A 17,060-nucleotide genomic window follows, 5' to 3' on the forward strand; every position below is an offset into this window, starting at 1 on the left:
AAAATCAGCTGTGTTGTAAAGAAGGATGCGCTTTCCTCCTTAGTATGTCGTCGTTGTCCTGCGCTTGACTTCAAGAATCTCGCACACTTGTGGTACATCGTTGATTAGCTCAAAGATAATGCGGTAATCCCCAACCCGTAGCCGATATTGTTTACCAGACGATTCGAGTTTTTTCAGATCTAGATTCACATCTGGAAATGTACTCAGCTCACCCACTTTTTCTTTGATTCGTTTTCGATATCTGGTGTCAATGGTGCCGAGTTGTTTTAATGCCCGTTTTGACCAACTAACCTTAAGCATGAATTCCTCAAACGAAACCCTTCCTTGATATAAGTTAATTATAAGATAATTTCAGGTTTTTTTCATTTTTTTCTTATTTTTTTGCCGATGACTATGCTGTTCCTCCAGGGATAAACCGTGGTGACGCAATGCGGTGAAGAGAGGCAATGTAAAGTGTTCCCCCGGACACCTTTTGACACTGCAATCGCCCAGCTCCTGAATCCGGCGACAGCACTGGCTGACTTATATCGGGTTATCTATGCAACGCCGGACGATATGAAAAAACGCTTCCCCAGCTTAGACAGGATAAAGTTCAGGGAAAAGTGGTGGGTGATTGATATCGGTGGTGGGCATCTTCGCGTGATGTTTTTTGCAGATTTTGAGCGAGAGAAGATCTTCATTAAACACATTACCACCCATGCAGAGTATGACAGGCTGATAGAGTATTACCGGAGGAATAAAGAATGATGTACGCAGACGCTATCAAGGCCGCTAACACGCTGACGAGTATCGTACCGTTCCTCGGAGGTAGCACCTCTCGTAAAGATTATGAGGACGCGCTGAAACTCACGGAATATTTGATCGAGAGTGAGCCTGATAGCCCGCTGATCGATATGCTGACGGCTAAAATTGATAAATATGAAGAGGATGCGCCAGAATTTGCAGACTTCAACGAGCGGATTAAAGCGCTCCCTGCGGGTATCGCTTTACTGCGCATACTTATGGATCAGCATGGGCTAACGCAAAGTGACTTTGAAGCTGAGATCGGTAAAAAGTCTCTGGTATCCCGCATTTTAAACGGTGAACGTACGTTAACGCTTGATCACATGAAAGCGCTTGCTAAACGATTCGATATTCCCGTGAGTGCTTTTATTGATTAGTACGATTTTTGCCAAGTACAGCATGATGCGCCATGTAATAAAGGTTGCCGTGCTGGACTGTTATTTGAATAATCCCTGCGTTAGCAGGGATTACTTTATGACTAAGATGCGTTTTAATAAATTGTTGAAATGAATTGGCAGATTGCCTGTAATTATTAAGAATGACGAGTTTACCCTGTAATAAAGTATAGGTCTGTGTATACCTACTTCTCTGCTATATTGTTGGCTTTGTTAAATTTACTTAGCTTTAATTGTTCTTCTGCTTTCTTGGTTTCTGCATTTTCTTTGTCTGTTTGCGCTATATCTCCAACGACTTTTAAAATAGCATCAAATCGGCCAACAACTTCAGATTGATTTAATGATCCATTCATTGAAAGAAAGCACAAGCTATTCAAAGAATAAACTAGGACATTCGTAGTAGTATTTCTTTTAGCCAGATCCACTATCGCTGTTTTTAAGCTGGCATCAGCGCTGGCATTATTTCCTGATTTATCAGCCAGCGTTGTAGCTAAGGTACTATCAATAGTTTTAGCCGTGTCAGCTGGAGCATCGGGGCAATATTTAGCATTGACAGAATTTGGTATTAATACACCAACTCTCTGGCTGGAGTCGCTTCTGACAAGCGTTGGTGAATCACTTTTAATGGTTTTTGTAACCATACACCCAGATAACAGCATAGCAATAGGTATAACAAGAATTACTCTCATAGCTTCACCTATATATTTACGAATAGTAGAGGGCGGTTATTAAATAAAATGTAATTTTTACTTTACAGCTTAGTGCTGGAAATCTACAGCCTCTATTAAAGCTATAACACAAATGTGGAAATTTTCATTACATTTATTCACATTTAATGAGAGATTTTTTCACTGATGTTAGTCAGCTAATTATTTCCTGAATTACTTCACTTTAGTGAATATGTACTGATTACCTTCCATTTATGCCAATATATTTGTAATCATTGAAAATAGAGTGTGAAAATATTTTCGTATTTATGCGTTATATCGATATGAAGTTACGAAGAAAGTGTTAACCATTGGCGTATTACCGCATCATAAAAAATGAAAGTATAATCCTTGCTGTATCGCGCTGTGTCTAATTCAGTGACGTGATGTTTTTTCAGATGCTTGATATCAACGTGGAGGAAGCATGTATATCAGTCCTGAAAACAGAAACTTTGTCGCTGCGCTTACGTTGGTGATGAGTATCGCTAAATCTGGGGTGAAAACTGCCGGATACCGGTAGATCGGGGTGGCTCACGGTTACTCTCTTTTTCACCTTTTTAAAATCAATAAGTTAGCTATTTTTAACAACATGGAAAAATTGGTGGGATTTTTTCTGCTGAAAAAAGTGTTATAAAACAACTCTCTACTTTTAGAGTGTTCCCCGCGCCAGCGGGGATAAACCGGCGTTACAGCAAAACGTATTGCGGGTGCGTTGCGTGTTCCCCGCGCCAGCGGGGATAAACCGTGCGGGTTTTCTCAGTAATAAATGGGAGTTTTGTGTTCCCCGCGCCAGCGGGGATAAACCGCAATTCAACCGTGCTTTCGCAGTCGTTGCCCCGTGTTCCCCGCGCCAGCGGGGATAAACCGGCTCAGTAGCACAGTCCGCAGCGCGTAGTAATGTGTTCCCCGCGCCAGCGGGGATAAACCTTTGTGCCACTCAAATACGCCAAATTCAAACCCGTGTTCCCCGCGCCAGCGGGGATAAACCGCGCTCGTTAGGGGTTAGAGGGAAATAATGAAAGTGTTCCCCGCGCCAGCGGGGATAAACCGATATTATCGACCCAACCCCCGAACCAAAAGATGTGTTCCCCGCGCCAGCGGGGATAAACCGGGTCTTTATCATTGAATGCTAGCCAGAGAAAAGTGTTCCCCGCGCCAGCGGGGATAAACCGAGGTTTGTTTAACCCGGTGCCGCCAAAGAAAAGTGTTCCCCGCGCCAGCGGGGATAAACCGAAATCCCAAGGCTGGATTAACCGCCTGAAAACGTGTTCCCCGCGCCAGCGGGGATAAACCGACGACCCTCCTGTCGGCAAGTTCTCTGCCACGGTGTTCCCCGCGCCAGCGGGGATAAACCGCGGTTTCTATTATTAACGAAGAGCGAGATAAAGTGTTCCCCGCGCCAGCGGGGATAAACCGCATTCAGGGTAGGAGATGAATTCCTGATTACGGTGTTCCCCGCGCCAGCGGGGATAAACCGGATGACTTCACCAACTCCTACGCTAAAATTTCGTGTTCCCCGCGCCAGCGGGGATAAACCGTGGCTCTGTTGCTCATCAAAGAAAAACGCCCGGTGTTCCCCGCGCCAGCGGGGATAAACCGTAATAAAGGTTTTCGTTAACTTTTGATTTCAAGTGTTCCCCGCGCCAGCGGGGATAAACCGAAAAATTCAGTCCTTATGAACTTATTATCGAAGTGTTCCCCGCGCCAGCGGGGATAAACCGTTTTTCTTCTTGCTCCATCAGATAACGGGTATGTGTTCCCCGCGCCAGCGGGGATAAACCGATAATGCGTCTTTAATAAAGGAGAGCATGACAGTGTTCCCCGCGCCAGCGGGGATAAACCAGTGGTGTGATGCATGGTATCTTCTGCGCTGCCGTGTTCCCCGCGCCAGCGGGGATAAACCGTGCCGTTGGCGGTTTTCAGTAGTCGCTGCTGTGTGTTCCCCGCGCCAGCGGGGATAAACCAGCGCAGTAAAGGCGCACATCACAGCGTTAATAAGTGTTCCCCGCGCCAGCGGGGATAAACCGCGAGTTATACAACTCTAAACCTAAAACCCTTTGTGTTCCCCGCGCCAGCGGGGATAAACCGTAAAGTGCGGCTAACTTAGCCACACTTGATTTGTGTTCCCCGCGCCAGCGGGGATAAACCGCGCCTCGCCAGATCGCTTCCTGATACAGGAGCGTGTTCCCCGCGCCAGCGGGGATAAACCGAACCCTGTGTGTCGCAATGACAAAGCGTTGCTGTGTTCCCCGCGCCAGTGGGGATAAACCGGTCTGCGCCGCCCGTTGCAGGTGTGCTCATAAGTGTTCCCCGCGTCAGCGGGGATAAACGGTTATACCCCTTGTTGTATGTTGGTCTAAATATTCCTCGTGCGGAGTCAAATCCCGCTTCTGGCTGGCGTGATGGCAGATTGCGTGTCAGTATTACAGCATGCTGTTTTTGTGCTCACCGTACTGGTGAGGTACGATGCCAATAATGTTTGTCTTCCATACGTTACCCGTAAGGAGGTGATATGAAAGTTGAAGCCGCAGAGTCGTCCGTTTTTGCCAGCCAGCAGGTGATGGCAAAGCGTTCCACAGAACATGCGGAAAAAGTGGCGCTGTCCGAACAGCTTCAGTCTTATCAGGCGGGCAGCGGCGCTGTTCCTGCTGGTCAGACGACGCGCTATGATTTCACCCGCATCAGCCCTGCTGAACTGTATGAAACGGTTGGTAGCCTGGTTAGCAGCGGGCAGTTGGGGCGTGAAGACGGTTCCGCGCTGCTGGGTTTTATCTCGTCACCACGAGCGAATATCGGCAGTGTGCCGCCTTCTAATGTGTTCCAGCCGATCAATGTTTTCGATACCATCCAGCAAGGCGTCGCGGGGGCATCATCCCGTAGCGAAGTGCAAAATACCGAAAGCCTGCAACGCGCCGCAGAGGCGTTGAACCGCTTTCAGGGGCAGGTTTCCAGCATTAGCGTGTACGTCTAGCACATCGGTACGCAATGGTTTGATGGCGTCGTCCTTTCTCTTCTCCCCGTGTTGGCGGGGAGTGTTGTTTTACGCTGCGATCAGCGTTGGGTCTGAGCTTTTATTTCCGTCAGCAGCGCGATGAGCGCCTGTACGTTGTCGTCCTGTGTGCGCCAGGATGATACGCTGATGCGTAATGCCGGACGCCCTTGCCAGACGGTGCCGCCAAACCATGCCTTGCCCGACGCCTGTAACGCTTCCCGTATTGCTGCCGTTTGGCTGTCGGTTTCCCCACGTAACAGAACCTGATTGAGCACCACCCGGTTTACTATCTCAAAACCCGCATGGCGCAGGCCGTCGGCGATCGACGTTGCCTGTCGGCAGTGCCGTTCGATCATCTCAGCTACGCCGTCACGCCCTAACGTGCGCAGCACCGCCCAGACGGGAATCCCACGCGGGCGACGGGAAAATTCGAGCGTTAGGTTTTTCTGGGCATCGCGTGCTGCACTTGAGTAAACCGCATCTGCGTTCATCGCCTCGGCTAACGCGTCCGCACGGCGGCAAATTGCCATCGCACAGTCGTAGGGCGTGTTCAGCCATTTATGCGCGTCTGTCGTCCAGCTGTCGGCCAGTTCGATCCCCTCGGTGAGTGCTGCGTGAGATGACGCTCTGGCCCAGAGACCGAATGCACCATCAACGTGAACCCAGGCACCGGCTGCTTTAGCGATTGGAATGATCTGCGCAAAATCATCGAACTCGCCCGTGTTTACCTCGCCAGCCTGTAAACAAAGAAGGGTGCGATCGTCGAGCGGAGGGAGCTGAGCGACATCGATTTGCCCAAATGCGTTAACGGGCGCGATGTGTAAATGGCGTAGCCCAAAGCCGAGCACGCGCAGCGCTTTTTTCACGGTAATGTGCGTCAGTTCTGAAATCACAACCTTAATTTCAGGTGCGCCGATCAGTCCATCGTTGTCAAAATCCCAGCTCTGTTTTGCCAGTAGATCACGGCGTGCGGCGGTGAGGCAGGAAAGCGTGCAGGCGGTGGCGCTGGTGCCGAACCCAACGGCGCTTTCTTTTGGTAAGTTCAGAACATCGAGCACCCAGCGGCTGGCGAGGCGTTCCAGCGTGGCGGATACTGGTGAATTATCAAAGGTGGAGGCGCACTGATCCCAGGCGATCATTAATCGCTCGGCAGCGGCAGCGACTGGCAATGCCGCACCGATAACAAAGCCGAAATAGTTCGGGCCATTGGAGGCGGTGGTGGCTGGCGATCCGACCTCGTCCAGCAGCGTCAGCGTGCTTTCGGGCGAGAAGCCCTGTTGCGGCAGCGCTTCATCAAAACGTGCCAGCGCGGCGAGAGCGTCTGCATCGGGGAAAACCCGACGCTGTGCATTCTCAGCCAGATAGCGTCGGCCGCGCTCGTCGGCATCAGCCAGTAATGTCAGTTCGCTCATGGTTTCTCCTTCATCAGTAATCATTTTCTGTTATCACAACGGTGTAAATGCTGTCGGTGACGGATCTGAAAGACGTCGTGTCACTTTCCAGAAAAGCAGCGCCGTCAGGCTGACGGCGGCGCCAAGCAGGCACACACCTGACCAGCCAGCAGAGTCATACGCTACTGTTGTTGCCATCGCGCCAAGCCCGCTGCCGATGCTATAAAACAGCATATAGCAGCCAACCAGACGGCTGTGTGCATCAGGATGCGTCTTGAAAATCATGCTTTGGTTGGTAACGTGAATGGCCTGTCCGCCCAGATCCAGAATGATGATGCCGACGACCAAGGCGAAGAGAGAGTAGGGCGCTAACCACAGCGGTAGCCACGAGGCCAGCAGCAATAACAGAGCGATGCCGCTGACCCACTGTCCTCGCCCTTTATCGGCCAGTGAACCTGCTTTCACCGCCGCCAGTGCACCGAGAATACCCACCAGACCAAACGCGCCGATAACGGTATGAGAAAAGAAATAGGGTGCGCGACTCAGCGGCAGAACCAGCGCGCTCCAGAAGATGCTCAGGGCAGCAAACATCAGTAAAGCGATCACGCCGCGTATTTGTAATACCCGCTCTTTACGCAGCAAAGCCAGCATAGAAAGCAGCAGCGCGGGGTAGTGTGGGCGCTGTTGGGCAGGTGGCTGATGTGGTAATGCACGCCACAGCAATACGGCAAGCAGGAGCATCAGCAGTGCGGAGAAAAAGTACACGCTACGCCAGCCCGCTATATCGGCGATGAAGCCAGACAGCACGCTAGCTAACAAAAGCCCAATCACCACGCCGCCCTGTGCGGCTCCCACAACGCGCCCACGCTCCTGAGGTGCAGCAGCCGTTGCGGCATAAGCAATCAGACCCTGAGTCATTGCTGTGCCGAGCATGCCTACGGCCAGCATGCCGATCAATAAATACAGGGATGTGGTAGCGAGTCCTACGGCAATCAGCGCCACGATGAGCGCACCCAACTGAGCCAACATCAAATAGCGTCGGTTGAGGATATCACCCAGCGGGACCAGAAGAATTAACGCCAGCGCACAGCCAAGCTGTGTTGCCGTCATTACCCCGCCAACGGCGGCGATGCTGATGTGAAAATCTACCGATAATGCATCCAGCAGCGGCTGTGCGTAATACACATTGGCGACACTGAGGGCGCTGGCACAGGCAAACAGCAATACTAACGCGCGCGGCAGTACCCTCTGTGCGGGCAGTATAGTGCTGTAAAGATCATATTCAGTGACAGATGACGTGGTATGAATAGGGCTATTTTTCATGATATTGGCTGTCATTATTCTGTGTGGTTTCAAAATAAAACCAGTTGAAGCATGAATGATCTGGTTTTACTCTGCAACCAAAAAATGTGCGGTCAGTTTTTCAGTTTGTGGATAAGGCAGATAGGATGAACAGGAAAAAGGGGAGGAAATAGTTATGGTGAAGCGCAAAAGTCTGAAAGAGGATGCGTGTCCCGTTGCGCGCGCGCTGGATGTGGTCGGCGATCGTTGGACATTAATGATTATCCGCGATGCCTTCGACAATCGCCGCCGTTTCAGCGATTTTCAGCGCAGTTTGGGCGTAGCCAAAAATATTCTTACCGACCGTCTGCGTACTTTGGTTGATGAAGGCATTTTGTCCGTTCAGCCCGTTTCCGAGAGTTCGGCCTATCAGGAATATGTTCTGACACCAAAAGGTGAGCAGCTATTCCCGCTCGTTGTGGCACTACGCCAGTGGGGCGAACAGCAGCTGTTCTCTGAAGGGGAACCGCACTCACTGCTATTGGATAAGCACACCAGCCAGCCTCTGCAAGCCATGCTGCCACATTCTGCGCAGGGGCAACGGTTGGCTGGGCAAGATACGTTCGTTCAGAAAATAGATTGAGGTGCCGTGATGCAGAAAGAATCGAGAGAAGCAGGCAGCGATCTTGAGGCAATCTCACGCTATCTGAAGAAGTTGCACGTACTGACATTGTGCGTGGGTGAAAATTCGGAATTATGGTGTGCGAGTTGCTTCTATACTTATGACGATGAACAAATAGCCTTCTATCTAATGACGGAGTTACAGACGCGCCACGGTGAAATCATGGCAAGGTTGCCGCAGGTTGCTGGTACGGTGAGCGGCCAGCCAAAGAGCGTCATGTTGATTAAAGGCGTACAGTTTCGGGCGCAGGCGGTGCAGTTGGAGGGGGATGACGCGGAGCAGGCCAGAGCGCGGTACAACGCACGTTTTCCTATTGCACGAGCATCAAAAGCGCCGATCTGGCGGCTCGATCTGACAGAAGTAAAAATGACGGACAATACGCTGGGTTTTGGTAAGAAACGCTACTGGCAGCGCGACGAGCAAACGAGCCAGAAAGAACACGATAAGCATGAAAAGATGAGAGAGTAAAAGACGCAAAGCAAGGGGGAAACTGATGAGCCGGGTACTGTTATTAGGTGCAACGGGGTTAGTGGGGCACGAATTGTTAGCACTGCTGAAAGCCAATAACCGGGTAGAGACGATCTATGCGCCGACTCGTAAGCCGTTGGCGCATTCGGAGAAAGTCGTCAATCCACACGATCCCGATCTGTCTGCTGCATTGGCGCAGTTGACCGATCCTGTCGATATTGCCTTTTGTTGCCTGGGATCGACGCTCAAGACGGCAGGCAGTAAGCAAGCTTTTCGCTACGTGGATTACACGCTGGTTGTGGAAGGATCGAAAGTGGCGTTAGCGCTGGGCGCGACGCACCTTTTGGTGGTCAGTTCGCTGAGCGCGAATGCCACATCACCTTTCTTTTACTCGCGGGTGAAGGGGGAAACGGAAAAATCGCTGCGTCAGCAAGGCTGGCAGCATCTGACATTGGCACAGCCCTCGATGCTACTGGGTGAAAGAGAGGACAGTCGCACGCTGGAGAGCCTTGCCGCGCCGCTATTCCGACTGTTCCCGGCGAAGTGGCGTGCGATTGAGGGAAAAACCGTGGCGCAGGCGTTGTTGAATCAGGCGTTCTCGCCGGAACCAAAAGCGCGGGTGACGGTACTGGAATCCGATCAATTACGTTCGTTGGGTAAGTGGCAACCGCTTCAGTAGCCACTTATCGCTCAACGCAGGCGGTGAACAACCTGATTGCTGCTACCGCGCCAAATCAGTGCGGGATCTTTCAGATCTTGCACAAATTTTCCATCGACTAACACGTTGATGAGATCGACCACCCGCTGTTGTTCCGGCGTGATGTCCGCCAACACGTAGCCTGTCCAAACCCAGATATCTTTGCCGGGGCATTCCGCACGGATACGTTCTACCAGCCGCAGAATATCAGGCACATTCTGTGGGTGAAGCGGATCGCCGCCAGACAGCGAAATTCCCTGCCGTGGGATCGTCGTATCCTGAAGATCGGCGATGATCCGATCTTCCTGTTCCTGCGTAAACGGCTGACCGGAGTTCAATCGCCAGGTGCTTTTGTTGTAGCACCCAACACATTCATGCACGCAACCAGCGACAAATAGCGTACAGCGGGTGCCGGGGCCGTTGACCACATCGACGGGATAATATTGGTGGTAATTCATACGATAGAGCCCATGTTATGAAGCGGGCGCGTGTTGACGGTGCCGCGAAAGGTGGGCCGCATTGCTGCGGCCCAGCAGGGATCACCCCAGTTGACCGTTGCCCAGATGCTTAATCCGGCGTTTAACTTCTTCCTGCTTACCGGCGTTGAACGGGCGTGCATCCGGGCTACCGAGGTAACCGCACACACGGCGCGTCACGGAAACGCGCGCTGAGTCGTGGTTACCGCATTTCGGGCAGGTGAAGCCTTTGCTGGTACACTCGAATTCACCCGTGAAGCCACACTCATAGCATTCATCGATCGGCGTGTTGGTGCCGTAATAAGGCACGCGCGTGTAGCTGTAATCCCACACGTCTTCCAGCGCTTTGAGGTTGTGTTGCAGGTTTGGATATTCGCCGTAGCAAATGAACCCACCGTTAGCCAGCGGCGGATAGGGCAGCTCAAAGTCGATTTTCTGATAAGGGTTCACCTTCTTCTCCACATCAAGGTGGAAGCTGTTGGTATAATAGCCTTTGTCCGTCACGCCTTGTACGACGCCAAACTCGGCGGTATCCAGACGGCAGAAGCGGTCACACAGATTCTCGCTTGGCGTGCTGTACAGGCTGAAGCCGTAACCCGTTTCGTCTTTCCACTGCTCGGTGGCGGCTTTCAGGCGAGTGATAACGGCCACGGCTTTAGCACGTAGCGCCTCATCATCAAACACGTGTGTCTGGCTACCGAAAAGCGCGTTAATCGTTTCATGCAGGCCGATGTAACCCAGTGAAATCGAGGCGCGTCCGTTCTTGAAGATGTCCGCGATGCTGTCGTCCGCTTTTAAGCGTACGCCGCAGGCTCCTTCCATATACAGGATTGGCGCGACGCGAGCTTTCACGCTTTCCAACCGCGCAATACGCGTCATCAGCGCTTTCTTTGCCAACGTTAGGCGTTGATCCAGCAACGTCCAGAAGCGGTCTTCATTGCCTTCGGCTTCTAGTGCAATACGCGGCAGGTTCAGGCTGATGACACCCAGATTATTACGCCCGTCGTGAATCTGCTGGCCGTTTTCTTCATAAACGCCGAGGAAGCTGCGGCAGCCCATTGGCGTTTTGAACGAGCCGGTGACGTTAACGACCTGATCGTAGTTCAGGATGTCGGGATACATGCGTTTGCTGGCGCACTCTAACGCGAGCTGCTTGATATCGTAATTCGCATCGCCTGCCTTATGGTTCAGACCGTCGCGGATGGCGAAGACCAGTTTCGGGAACACCGCGGTTTTGTGGTTTTTACCCAGCCCGGCAATGCGGTTGCGCAGAATGGATTCCTGAATCAGACGCGATTCCCAGCAGGTGCCAAGCCCGAAGCCAAAGGTGACAAACGGCGTTTGGCCGTTAGCGGTGTGCAGCGTGTTGACTTCATATTCCAGTGACTGAAAGGCGTCGTAGCACTCTTTTTCCGTGCGGGTCAGGGCATAGTTTTCTGCATCTGGGATCTTCCACTCTTCTGCCACGGCTTTGTGTTTCGCATGGCTGGCGGTGACGAACGGTGCCAGAATTTCATCAATACGATTAATCGTGGTGCCGCCATAAATGTGGCTGGCGACCTGCGCGATAATCTGTGCGGTGACAGCGGTAGCGGTTGAGATCGACTTCGGTGGCTCAATCTCCGCATTGCCCATTTTGAAGCCGTTGGTCAGCATGCCGTTCAGATCGATCAGCATGCAGTTAAACATCGGGAAGAACGGCGAGTAGTCGAGGTCGTGATAGTGAATCTCACCACGCTCATGCGCCAGTACCACATCACGCGGTAGGATGTACTGTTTGGCGTAATGCTTGGCGACGATGCCTGCCAGCAGATCGCGCTGGGTGGGGATCACTTTACTGTCTTTGTTGGCGTTCTCGTTCAGCAGCGCCATGTTGCTCTGCTCGACCAGACCGCGAATTTCCTGATTGAGGCGACCGTGGCGTTCACGCGCAATATCTCGGTCATGGCGGTATTCGATATAGGTACGCGCCAGCTGCTTATAGTTGCCGGACATCAGCAGATTTTCGACCGCATCCTGAATATCGCGGATATCTACGCGCGATTTATCCTGCATTTGTTGAGCGACCGCACAGGCCACAGTTGCACAATAGTCTGCATCATTGACACCGGCCGCATGTGCCGCGCGCTCGACCGCCTCTTTGATACGAATTTCATCAAAAGGCACCTGGCAACCGTCCCGTTTAATCACAACTGGTTTCACGTTTTCTTCCTCTAGAAAGGTTATCCACAGGCAAAAGCCCTACCCGACAAGGGTTACAGAGGCTGTGGATGATACTGTGGATAAACACTATATGTAGGTCGTGTTTATAGGATAGGCACTATATATTGAAATTGCGTAGGGGTGTTTGCGCTTTTATCGCTGCAAAATTGATGTAGAGCAAAGAAATCATCATGTCGGAGCGAATTTGAACCTGAACAAAAAATAGTCAAAAAAGACGATTAAAGCGTGGAGGCTTGCTACGCGCGGGTTGGCAGAAATTCGTCTGTTTTTTGACCGTAATATGTGCCTGGGATGCCCACGATCTTGCTGTGGCGAAAGAAAAAGCAAAAAAAAGCGCACCAGTTATCGTGCGCTTTTTGGGGATGGCGCTGCCGAACGTTAGCGGCGAACGGCGATCGCTTCGATTTCGATCTTCACGTCTTTCGGCAGGCGGGCGACTTCAACGCAAGAGCGAGCCGGGAATGGTGCGCTATGTTCGTTGAAGAAGGCTTCATATGCGGTGTTCACGAGAGCGAAATCGTGCAGGTCTTTCACGAACACGGTCATTTTCACGATATCGGACACTTTCAGGCCAGCGGCTTCCACAATCGCCTGAACGTTTTCCAGTGACTGGCGCGTCTGGGCGGTGATGTTGTCAGCCACCAGACCGCTTTTTGGATTCACGGGGATCTGACCAGACGTGAAGATCATACTGCCAAGGTCGACGCCTTGAACATAAGGGCCGATGGCGGCTGGGGCGTGCTCAGTGCTGATAATGCGTGACATGGTATCTCCTTGGTGGGGGCGTAAAAGGAACGCGGACGCAGCCATTATTCAAAAAAGCCCCGTGACAGGCAATGTCCATTACGGGGCAAAGCAGAAAACTAGCGATCTTGCAGCACAGCCTGACGCTCAAACTCTTTCTCACAGTACTTGCACTTCAGGTGAACGTCGCCGTCGCGTTGCTTAACGCTGAATGACGATGACACCGGTTCGCTACGGCTGATGCAGTTGCTGTTTGGGCAAGTGAGCACGCCGGTAATGTGGTCTGGCAGCGTCGGCACCAGCTTGCGCACCACGTCATACTCATCAATCTGATTGACGGTCGCCTGCGGTGCGTAAATCGCCAACTGATTCGCCTGCTGTTCCGTTAGAAACACGTTTTCGATCTTGATCAGATCTTTGCGCCCAAGGTGGTTGGACGGCAAATTCAGGCCGATGGTGATGCGCTGGTCTGTCGCCGTCAGTTTAAACAGCGTCAGCAGTTTAAAACCGACCTGTGCGGGAATGTGGTCGATCACCGTGCCACGTTTGATCGCTTCAACCTGTAATTTGTTATCGTGTGTCATGATGGTTTTTTCCTCTTACAGAACCAGTTCGCGATTCAAGACCAGTGCCAGCAGCGCCTGACGGGCGTAAATGCCGTTTCCCGCCTGTTGGAAATAATAGGCGTAAGGCGTGGCATCCACATCAATGGTGATTTCATCGACGCGTGGCAGCGGGTGCAGCACTTTCAAATTCGGGCGGGCGCGGTGCAGGTCGGCGGCGCGCAGGACAAACTGGGATTTGATGTTGATGTATTCGGATGGGTCCAAACGCTCTTTCTGGACGCGTGTCATGTAGAGAATATCCAGTTCGCCGACGACGTCGTCGATGCTGTTGTGCAGGCTGTAGGCAATATTCTTCTCTTTCAGCATGCTCAGAATGTAGTCCGGCATTGCCAATGCGTCTGGGGCGATGAAGTAGAAGCGGTTGCCTTCGAACTTAGCCAGCGCCTGCGTGAGTGAATGCACGGTGCGACCATATTTCAAATCGCCGACCATCGCGATGTTGATGTTATTCAGCCGGCCTTGCGTTTCCTGAATGGTGAACAGATCGAGCAGCGTCTGCGTGGGATGCTGGTTCGCGCCGTCACCAGCGTTCAGTACCGGAATACCGCCAGAAAACTCGGTGGCAAGGCGGGACGCGCCTTCCTGCGGATGACGCATCACGATGGCATCAACATATTGGCTGATGACGGAGATCGTGTCGGCCAGCGTTTCACCCTTTTTCCCCAGCGATGTGTTATTGCTGTCGGCGAAACCGACGACGGAGGCGCCCAGGCGATGCATCGCGGTTTCAAAGGATAGACGCGTCCGGGTGGAGGCCTCGAAGAAGCAACTGGCAATCACTTTATGTTTTAACAGCTCAGGCTGAGGTTTAGCTTTCAGGCTGGCGGCGACATTCAGCGCCAGCTCTAAATCTTCCCGGCTGAGGTCGTTAATCGAAATAATATGTTTTTGATAGAGCGGATTGACCATGTTGTCTTTCTCCTAACGAGTAAACAGGAAATGTCGTATCTGGCGGCCCGGACGGTGGGCAAAAAAAAGCCCCTCATTGAGGGGCTTTCTTAATTGATCGATTGAGCAACGGAAAGGAAAACGCTGGCTGGCTGCCGGATGGCAGTTGTGGTTGAGAACCAACATAAGCAGCGGATTTTTTGGTGTAACGGTGCATGACCCCTCCCGGCAAACTGTCGGGAATTATACGCGCCGACTAGGCTATTTCAAGCAGAAAACGTGGTTTTTTACGCATCGCAATCGGTTGCGGAGTGAGTGCTATACGCATGGTGACTGTAGGCAGGGGAAGAGTGGTTGAGAAGAGTGATGAGCAGTTCACTGTTTCGGATTAACGCGCTGGCGGGCGTCACATTTGGAGAGTATAAGGATTGTAAAACAGGGTTTCATTTTTTCTATCAACGAGGTTTTTATGATTACTGGCAATGTCCACCACCTTGGTCTGGTTCCTTATCTGCCTGCCAAACTGCGTGAAGCGATTGAGTACGTGAAGCAAAATATCACGGCGGATACCCCGCTGGGCAAGCACGATATCGAGGGTAACAACGTATTCGTGCTGATCTCCAACGACAGTACTGACCTGCTGGAGAAACGCCGCGCCGAGTATCATGCTAAATATCTGGACATTCAGATTGTGTTGTCCGGTGTGGAAGGGATGACGTTCAGCAACCTACCTGCGGGCAAACCGGATACCGATTGGCTGGCGGATAAAGACATTGCTTTCTTACCTGCTGGCGAGCAGGAAAAACAGTTTGTGATGCAGGAAGGGGATTTTGTCGTCTTCTTCCCAGGTGAAGTGCACAAACCGCTGTGTGCCGTGGGTGAGCCCGCGCACGTGCGCAAAGCCGTGGTGAAAATCGACGCATCGCTGGTGTAGGATTTCTGTGAACAAGGAACGTTCAACCATAAAATGGAAGAAAAGAATGGCAATGATGCCTCAGAGGCCTCTCGGTGGTTTTCCCCTTCTACAGAGTGGTAAAGGAAAAACCACATAAATACCGCAAGGCCTAGAAAAAAATAGCCAGTCAGCTGCTTAACCGACTGGCATTATTCAGAAAATGATTTTCTTGCTAGAAAATCTCATGATCTTTCGATTATAGGTATATTATTACTTTACATTATGTAGGATGTTTTCCCTGGCATTGGCCTGTCACAGACTTTTTATTCTATTTTAGTTTTTATAAACAGGTGCATATCAGGTACGGCATATTTTATGTAGGGTAATTTTAATGTAGGGATGCGCTGATGAAACAAATTACATTACCTGACAGATTAATCGCCATGTTCGAAGGCGACCCTCTTGTCGGCTGGGCAATAAAAGACACAAACTCCCGTTTTATTTATGTCAATAACACCTTTAAAACCTGGCAAACCATATCAACTCGTTATGATTATGAAGGCTTGAATATTAGGGATATCCCTGTTCCTGTCGCCGAATTTTCAGACATTTTTAACCAGCAGGAACGAGAGATAGAGCGTACGGGTAAGGCGGTGAGAGCCATTACAACGCATATTCAAGGCACGGAAAAAATAATGCAGCCTGCCTACAATATTCAGGAGCCAATCTATGATGAACATCGCAACTGTATAGGCACAGTTATCAGCGTCAGACATGTTAGGATCATCACACCGACCTCGTTGCTAAATGGAACCATAATTCAACACTCCACCTTCGAGCCCCCTTCTACAATATTTACCGAGAAGGAGTGGGAGGTTATTTACCTGCTTGTCTGTGGGATGATGCTTAAAGATATAAGCAGTATCCTCTCAATCACCGTCGATGCCGTTAACAGCAGACTCCGAAGCTGCTACAGAAAAACAGGCTTGAATTCACTATCAGGCTTAAAGGAATACTGTAGAGATAACCGATTTGATAACTACATCCCGCTGTTCTTTCTGAAAAAAGGACATATCATTATCAGAGGCTAACCTGATGGACCCAGATTTGACTCCTGTTGAGTATTACTTTGATAACTCTTTGTTTGGCTGGGCAATAAAGGACTGTAACTCCCAGTATGTTTATGGCAATAAGATGGCATGTCAGTATTTCGGCGTAACAGAAAATAAACTTTTAGGCTGTCTCGACACTGACTTAACGCCCGATATCAGCGAGCACTACGGCCATATACTGTATGACGACCAAAAAATATTGACCACAAATGAAATGAGTATTGTCCTCAAAACATTTGATTACGGAAGACGAAATAGACTCAGGTCTTTTCTGGTGGAGAAGCGCCCTTGGCGGCTCAATGATGGCAATGGCGGGATTGTTTGCACTTACATAGAAATCACCAATGTTTATTTTTCAACCTTTCTTATGCCATGCGAAAGGAAGCCCGTTGTGTTCACCCGACCGGCAAATATTTTTACAGACAAGGAGTGGGAGGTTGTTCTTTTACTACAGAGCGGGGTGAAGCAGAACCGTATTCCGGACATACTCGGTATAAGTTCTTCAACGCTTCGTAACCGGATAACGCGTTGCTGTGATAAAGCAGGTGTGGCAAACAGCACCGCCCTGATCCAACACTGCAACCAAAAAGGGTGGGATAACTACATTCCTCCTTTTTTTCTGATAAAAGGGCATGTGTCGATTACCTGAGGGACTGCCTACCTCTGATCTGTTTTTAAACACATCAAAGGCAGGCTAAAT

The 17,060-nt window shown here is 50.9% G+C and carries 18 protein-coding genes and 1 CRISPR repeat array; of the genes, 9 read left to right on the forward strand and 9 right to left on the reverse strand.

All coding sequences use genetic code 11. The annotated features are described in order from the left end of the window. Positions 1-39 precede the first annotated feature (39 nt). The gene (locus E2566_RS02095) at positions 40-300 is read right to left on the reverse strand and encodes a type II toxin-antitoxin system RelE family toxin (RefSeq protein ID WP_107169426.1); all 261 of its coding nucleotides are present in this window, start codon (positions 298-300) and stop codon (positions 40-42) included. A 117-nt stretch (positions 301-417) separates the two neighbouring features. Here E2566_RS02095 and E2566_RS02100 point away from each other — a divergent pair, with 117 nt between their 5' ends. Together E2566_RS02100 and E2566_RS02105 are read left to right on the forward strand one after the other, a co-directional pair. After that, positions 418-747: a type II toxin-antitoxin system HigB family toxin gene (locus E2566_RS02100; protein ID WP_420892582.1), complete on the forward strand. Its 330-nt coding sequence runs from the start codon at positions 418-420 to the stop codon at positions 745-747. Further along, the gene (locus E2566_RS02105) at positions 744-1,160 is read left to right on the forward strand and encodes a helix-turn-helix domain-containing protein (protein ID WP_107169427.1); all 417 of its coding nucleotides are present in this window, start codon (positions 744-746) and stop codon (positions 1,158-1,160) included. Before E2566_RS02100 ends, E2566_RS02105 begins: the two co-directional genes overlap by 4 nt. A gap of 203 nt (positions 1,161-1,363) precedes the next feature. On the opposite strand, the gene E2566_RS02110 is transcribed toward E2566_RS02105, so the two are convergent. Further along, positions 1,364-1,867, reverse strand: coding sequence for a hypothetical protein (locus E2566_RS02110; protein WP_107169428.1), 504 nt, complete (start codon positions 1,865-1,867; stop codon positions 1,364-1,366). 672 nt (positions 1,868-2,539) lie between these two features. Beyond that, a CRISPR array of direct repeats spans positions 2,540-4,217; the repeat unit is 29 nt; unit sequence GTGTTCCCCGCGCCAGCGGGGATAAACCG. 180 nt (positions 4,218-4,397) lie between these two features. Here E2566_RS02110 and E2566_RS02115 point away from each other — a divergent pair. Beyond that, positions 4,398-4,856 (forward strand): hypothetical protein, encoded by a 459-nt coding sequence (locus E2566_RS02115; protein ID WP_107169429.1) that lies wholly within the window; start codon positions 4,398-4,400, stop codon positions 4,854-4,856. Between the two features lie 80 nt (positions 4,857-4,936). Here the strand turns inward: E2566_RS02115 and E2566_RS02120 are convergent, their stop codons facing one another. Both E2566_RS02120 and E2566_RS02125 read right to left on the reverse strand, forming a co-directional pair. Next, complete coding sequence (locus E2566_RS02120) at positions 4,937-6,289, reverse strand: pyridoxal phosphate-dependent decarboxylase family protein (RefSeq protein WP_107169430.1); 1,353 nt, start codon at positions 6,287-6,289, stop codon at positions 4,937-4,939. 33 nt (positions 6,290-6,322) lie between these two features. Continuing rightward, positions 6,323-7,591, reverse strand: coding sequence for an MFS transporter (locus tag E2566_RS02125; protein ID WP_107169477.1), 1,269 nt, complete (start codon positions 7,589-7,591; stop codon positions 6,323-6,325). 154 nt (positions 7,592-7,745) lie between these two features. Between E2566_RS02125 and E2566_RS02130 the strand changes: the two genes are divergently transcribed. The 3 genes from E2566_RS02130 to E2566_RS02140 are packed head-to-tail and all read left to right on the forward strand — an operon-like array spanning position 7,746 to position 9,378. Continuing rightward, a complete protein-coding gene (locus tag E2566_RS02130) occupies positions 7,746-8,192 on the forward strand; it encodes a winged helix-turn-helix transcriptional regulator (protein WP_107169431.1) in 447 nt (148 codons plus the stop codon). A gap of 9 nt (positions 8,193-8,201) precedes the next feature. After that, positions 8,202-8,699 carry a YhbP family protein gene (locus tag E2566_RS02135; protein WP_107169432.1) on the forward strand — a complete coding sequence of 166 codons (498 nt, stop codon included), beginning with the start codon at positions 8,202-8,204 and terminating at the stop codon, positions 8,697-8,699. Positions 8,700-8,724: 25 nt separating this feature from the next. Continuing rightward, positions 8,725-9,378 carry a Rossmann-fold NAD(P)-binding domain-containing protein gene (locus E2566_RS02140; protein WP_107169433.1) on the forward strand — a complete coding sequence of 218 codons (654 nt, stop codon included), beginning with the start codon at positions 8,725-8,727 and terminating at the stop codon, positions 9,376-9,378. An 11-nt stretch (positions 9,379-9,389) separates the two neighbouring features. Here E2566_RS02140 and nrdG read toward each other — a convergent pair whose 3' ends face one another. The 5 genes from nrdG to pyrB form a co-directional block, all read right to left on the reverse strand. Further along, on the reverse strand, positions 9,390-9,854 hold the full coding sequence (gene nrdG / locus E2566_RS02145; protein WP_107169434.1) for an anaerobic ribonucleoside-triphosphate reductase-activating protein: 465 nt from the start codon (positions 9,852-9,854) through the stop codon (positions 9,390-9,392). Between the two features lie 81 nt (positions 9,855-9,935). Further along, positions 9,936-12,074 carry an anaerobic ribonucleoside-triphosphate reductase gene (gene nrdD, locus E2566_RS02150; protein ID WP_107169435.1) on the reverse strand — a complete coding sequence of 713 codons (2,139 nt, stop codon included), beginning with the start codon at positions 12,072-12,074 and terminating at the stop codon, positions 9,936-9,938. A 399-nt stretch (positions 12,075-12,473) separates the two neighbouring features. Next, complete coding sequence (gene ridA / locus E2566_RS02155; RefSeq protein ID WP_039354809.1) at positions 12,474-12,860, reverse strand: 2-iminobutanoate/2-iminopropanoate deaminase; 387 nt, start codon at positions 12,858-12,860, stop codon at positions 12,474-12,476. A 98-nt stretch (positions 12,861-12,958) separates the two neighbouring features. Then, positions 12,959-13,423 carry an aspartate carbamoyltransferase regulatory subunit gene (gene pyrI / locus E2566_RS02160; protein ID WP_039491703.1) on the reverse strand — a complete coding sequence of 155 codons (465 nt, stop codon included), beginning with the start codon at positions 13,421-13,423 and terminating at the stop codon, positions 12,959-12,961. Positions 13,424-13,438: 15 nt separating this feature from the next. Then, entirely contained in the window at positions 13,439-14,374 is a 936-nt protein-coding gene (gene pyrB / locus E2566_RS02165; RefSeq protein WP_107169436.1) for an aspartate carbamoyltransferase, read from the reverse strand. Positions 14,375-14,822: 448 nt separating this feature from the next. Between pyrB and E2566_RS02170 the strand changes: the two genes are divergently transcribed. From E2566_RS02170 to E2566_RS02180, 3 genes are all read left to right on the forward strand, one after another. Continuing rightward, positions 14,823-15,287: a NanQ anomerase/TabA/YiaL family protein gene (locus tag E2566_RS02170; RefSeq protein ID WP_107169437.1), complete on the forward strand. Its 465-nt coding sequence runs from the start codon at positions 14,823-14,825 to the stop codon at positions 15,285-15,287. Between the two features lie 368 nt (positions 15,288-15,655). Further along, entirely contained in the window at positions 15,656-16,339 is a 684-nt protein-coding gene (locus E2566_RS02175) for a helix-turn-helix transcriptional regulator (protein WP_107169438.1), read from the forward strand. A gap of 4 nt (positions 16,340-16,343) precedes the next feature. Continuing rightward, positions 16,344-17,009 (forward strand): PAS domain-containing protein, encoded by a 666-nt coding sequence (locus E2566_RS02180; protein ID WP_107169439.1) that lies wholly within the window; start codon positions 16,344-16,346, stop codon positions 17,007-17,009. Positions 17,010-17,060 lie beyond the last annotated feature (51 nt).

The organism is Pectobacterium punjabense (assembly GCF_012427845.1).
In the GTDB taxonomy this organism is placed as follows: Bacteria; Pseudomonadota; Gammaproteobacteria; order Enterobacterales; family Enterobacteriaceae; genus Pectobacterium; species Pectobacterium punjabense.